Origin of the sequence: Enterococcus sp. DIV1298c (genome assembly GCF_017316315.1) — a bacterium.
In the GTDB taxonomy this organism is placed as follows: domain Bacteria; phylum Bacillota; class Bacilli; order Lactobacillales; family Enterococcaceae; genus Enterococcus_B; species Enterococcus_B mangumiae.
Genome location: NZ_JAFLWG010000079.1, coordinates 1 through 3,728, shown reverse-complemented (window position 1 = coordinate 3,728; position 3,728 = coordinate 1). Strand labels below are relative to the sequence as shown.

The 3,728-nt window shown below is 39.7% G+C and carries 1 protein-coding gene, 15 tRNA genes and 1 rRNA gene; all 17 read left to right on the top strand.

The features are described 5' to 3' along the window. Nucleotides 1-51: 51 nt before the first annotated feature. The 17 genes from rrf (at nt 52) to JZO83_RS13790 (ending at nt 3,463) form a co-directional block, all read left to right on the top strand. Nucleotides 52-167, top strand: a 5S ribosomal RNA gene (rrf, locus tag JZO83_RS13870). 12 nt (nt 168-179) lie between these two features. After that, nucleotides 180-253: transfer RNA gene (locus JZO83_RS13865), tRNA-Asn, on the top strand. 39 nt (nt 254-292) lie between these two features. Further along, a tRNA-Ser gene (locus JZO83_RS13860) sits at nt 293-381 on the top strand. A 16-nt stretch (nt 382-397) separates the two neighbouring features. Continuing rightward, nucleotides 398-469, top strand: a tRNA-Glu gene (locus tag JZO83_RS13855). Between the two features lie 15 nt (nt 470-484). Then, nucleotides 485-557 (top strand) — tRNA-Val (locus JZO83_RS13850). Nucleotides 558-566: 9 nt separating this feature from the next. Beyond that, nucleotides 567-639, top strand: a tRNA-Asp gene (locus JZO83_RS13845). 45 nt (nt 640-684) lie between these two features. After that, nucleotides 685-760: transfer RNA gene (locus tag JZO83_RS13840), tRNA-Phe, on the top strand. 1 nt (nt 761) lies between these two features. Continuing rightward, a tRNA-Tyr gene (locus JZO83_RS13835) sits at nt 762-842 on the top strand. A 6-nt stretch (nt 843-848) separates the two neighbouring features. Next, nucleotides 849-922, top strand: a tRNA-Trp gene (locus tag JZO83_RS13830). 2 nt (nt 923-924) lie between these two features. Continuing rightward, nucleotides 925-997: transfer RNA gene (locus JZO83_RS13825), tRNA-His, on the top strand. 9 nt (nt 998-1,006) lie between these two features. Then, nucleotides 1,007-1,078: transfer RNA gene (locus JZO83_RS13820), tRNA-Gln, on the top strand. A gap of 38 nt (nt 1,079-1,116) precedes the next feature. Beyond that, a tRNA-Cys gene (locus JZO83_RS13815) sits at nt 1,117-1,187 on the top strand. A 16-nt stretch (nt 1,188-1,203) separates the two neighbouring features. Then, nucleotides 1,204-1,288, top strand: a tRNA-Leu gene (locus JZO83_RS13810). Between the two features lie 64 nt (nt 1,289-1,352). Next, nucleotides 1,353-1,425: transfer RNA gene (locus tag JZO83_RS13805), tRNA-His, on the top strand. Nucleotides 1,426-1,434: 9 nt separating this feature from the next. Then, nucleotides 1,435-1,506, top strand: a tRNA-Gln gene (locus JZO83_RS13800). A 12-nt stretch (nt 1,507-1,518) separates the two neighbouring features. Further along, nucleotides 1,519-1,602, top strand: a tRNA-Leu gene (locus tag JZO83_RS13795). 862 nt (nt 1,603-2,464) lie between these two features. Then, nucleotides 2,465-3,463: a hypothetical protein gene (locus JZO83_RS13790; protein WP_206859611.1), complete on the top strand. Its 999-nt coding sequence runs from the start codon at nt 2,465-2,467 to the stop codon at nt 3,461-3,463. The last annotated feature ends 265 nt before the right edge of the window (nt 3,464-3,728 follow it).

Below are 3,728 nucleotides of genomic sequence, written 5' to 3'. Positions count from 1 at the left end.
CAAATCCAGTTTTGAGTGAACAAGATTTACTCAAAAATAGATAACACCAAGTGTGGTGGCGATGGCGAGAAGGATACACCTGTAACCATGCCGAACACAGAAGTTAAGCTTCTTAGCGCCGATTGTAGTGAGGGGTTGCCCCTTGTGAGAGTAGGACGCCGCCACGCTGGTATTATTATTCCGGCATAGCTCAGTTGGTAGTAGCGCATGACTGTTAATCATGATGTCGTAGGTTCGAGTCCTACTGCCGGAGTTCTCATTTATGAGAAGAGTAATGAGCTTCTTTCACTCTGGAGAGTTGTCCGAGAGGCCGAAGGAGCATGATTGGAAATCATGTAGATGGTGCAAACTGTCTCAAGGGTTCGAATCCCTTACTCTCCGTAATTGATTTTTTACTGGCCCGTTGGTCAAGCGGTTAAGACACCGCCCTTTCACGGCGGTAACACGGGTTCGAATCCCGTACGGGTCATTAATTGGATACATTGGAGGTTTAGCTCAGCTGGGAGAGCATCTGCCTTACAAGCAGAGGGTCAGCGGTTCGATCCCGTTAACCTCCATAATGATTTGGTTCCGTGGTGTAGGGGTTAACATGCCTGCCTGTCACGCAGGAGATCGCGGGTTCGATTCCCGTCGGGACCGTCATTTCTATTCAATTAACAAACAATTTATTAATTTATTCTTTATGGCGCGGTAGCTCAGTTGGTAGAGCAACGGATTGAAGCTCCGTGTGTCGGCAGTTCGATTCTGTCCCGCGCCACCATGGAGGAGTAGCGAAGTGGCTAAACGCGACGGACTGTAAATCCGTTCCTTAGGGTTCAGTGGTTCGAATCCACTCTCCTCCATTTTATAGGGGCATAGTTTAAAGGTAGAACAGCGGTCTCCAAAACCGTTAGTGTGGGTTCAATTCCTGCTGCCCCTGCCATGGCGGATGTGGCGAAGTGGTTAACGCATCGGATTGTGGCTCCGACATTCGTGGGTTCGATTCCCATCATTCGCCTTTTTTCATTGGGGTATAGCCAAGCGGTAAGGCAAGGGACTTTGACTCCCTCATGCGTTGGTTCGAATCCAGCTACCCCAGTCCTATAAATATTAATTTATAGCTAAAAATAGTATAATGGCGGTATAGCCAAGTGGTAAGGCAGAGGTCTGCAAAACCTTCATCACCGGTTCAAATCCGGTTACCGCCTTAGTACTAATTACATTGCCGGCGTGGCGGAATTGGCAGACGCGCTGGACTCAAAATCCAGTGCCCGTTGAGGGCGTGCCGGTTCGACCCCGGCCGCCGGTATTAACTAAGATGACCACATCTTAGTTTTTTATTCGCAAATTAAATAACAGATTATTTTATCATGGCGGATGTGGCGAAGTGGTTAACGCATCGGATTGTGGCTCCGACACTCGTGGGTTCGATTCCCATCATTCGCCCTTTTTCATTGGGGTATAGCCAAGCGGTAAGGCAAGGGACTTTGACTCCCTCATGCGTTGGTTCGAATCCAGCTACCCCAGTTTCATCTATTTGCCGGCGTGGCGGAATTGGCAGACGCGCTGGACTCAAAATCCAGTGATCTCACGATCGTGCCGGTTCGACCCCGGCCGCCGGTATCACAATAACCTTTTAGTGTAGGTATATCTTACATTAAGAGGTTCTTTTTTTATATCCAAATGATAGTACCTATGTTGTAATACCATGTAAAAGTTGTATCTCTATTATAGGAGAAAGAAGTGGGCTTCAATTTTACTTAATCTTCTGTTATTCTCTTTTTAACGTAATTAGGAAGAAAGCTATCTAAAGCTATTGGTTTAGTCAGAAATCCCACCAAGAAGCAAGCGTACGCCATGTGTATTTCTAAGGATAAAAGTCTAGATTTCAAGTTTGTAGGATAGAAAGAACAAGCGGGAAATTACTCTCTAATGGAGAAAGTGGAGTAACTTGAAGAAAATCAGTGATTCTTCTGTGGGCGCAGAAAACCATCTGCTTGATGAAAAGAACCTGGTTTGCTACAGTGGCTAGTAGCCAAAACGAAAAAATAATTTCTGATTGATAACTTTTCGGAGTGATGCTGGCTGTTTCAAAGAGCCGAAAAAAACAGTTATCTGGGGCACGTTTTACACGACATCGAACCTTAGACATTCCTAGCATCTATATATAGTGAAAGTCAGTTTGAACCATTCATCGAATCAATGGGAGTACAAAATAGTATAGTGTTTACAACTAGTGGAAACTCATTTAAAATCATACATATAAACAGTTCTTATTTATCAAGAGCGAGTATCTAGTTGGTGTTTTTAGGTATTTATATACTTTATTTCATTTATTCAAAATTGAGTACAATTGATGGCTAAATGTTACTAAACAAGCTAGAGAAAAGCTATTAATAAAGGAGATGATGAAATTTTTTTAGTTTTAGTGTGGTTGCTCCCCATTGTTTATCTATGTATCGCTATAGTGCAATGGATCATTACTATGGTTTTACACGATATTATCATAAAAATACATATATATGATGTACTTGAGGGGATACATAAAAAATTTGATCTAAAAAAAAGCTGGAGAATCGTTGTTGCTTTAGGTTCAACTGCTATTCTTGCTCTTGGAACCGCTCAGGTGGCTCAATTTTATTTATTGAGTGGAGCATATTTTTGGTTTGTTTACTTGTCATTCGGGTTGTATTTGCTTGTATTCTTACTGCCATGGTTAAATCTACTATTACCTTATCAAAAGAATTTAAAGTCAAAATCTATGTTCTTTTTCAATATGAGTACTGGGACAGTACTACTTTGGATTATCGTATTAATCAACTCTCCAGCTATTATCTACTTAGATGAAGGGAGCGTAAATTCAAGGCCAGCAAATGTTCCTTTAAAGTTTGTTACTATCGGATTGTTGATCATCTATTATATTTTATCACTAATATTCATGATTTTGGCGAATCACATATACATACTTGATGAGGAGAGAACAGTCGTTAGTTTATATCGAATAGTCAAAGATATAAAAATTCTAAAAGTGAGTAATTGGACTAAAGGTGGATTAGGTTATCAGAAGAGTGCTGTAGTCATCTCGATCATTCCAACAATATTCTTACTGCTAGTTTTATCAATTGAAAATCTAGTTAAGTATGATAGTATTATGCATTTTATTGATAATATACTGCTATTTGCTACTATTATAACAATAGTTGGTGGATTGATAAGCTTACTATTTTTAGGAAATCACAACAAATGGATCAAGCTCACTTCACTAATTGCTTATACGGTTGTTGTATTATTTAATTTGATGATAACATTCATGTATACTCAATCTGGTTTTACTCTTTTATTTGAGATGATAGGTGAAGGCCTACATTATGTTCCATTATATTTAATCGCAATAAAGCGGATAGTTGTACTTTTGTTAAATAGTTTAGCTTGTATAGTTCCATACGTATTGCTGTATAGAAAAAAGAAAAAATCCGTCGATTGATCTAGAGTAAAACGTATTTTAGGTCATTCATCTATGGTGGAAATAAATCATGTAATCAAACCTATCAAAGTAGATACAAGGGTGGCGATCATCTAAGTAAAACAAAAGGGTTTTAGCAAAACAAGAGTGCTCAAACTCAAAATCTACTCATCTCAGGATCGTGCTGTTTTATCCTGGATGTTGGTATTTTCTTATCAAACGTTGTCGGCATCGATACATACAAACAAACCAATAAGTTGAGCCACGAAGAATACCCAGTGAATTA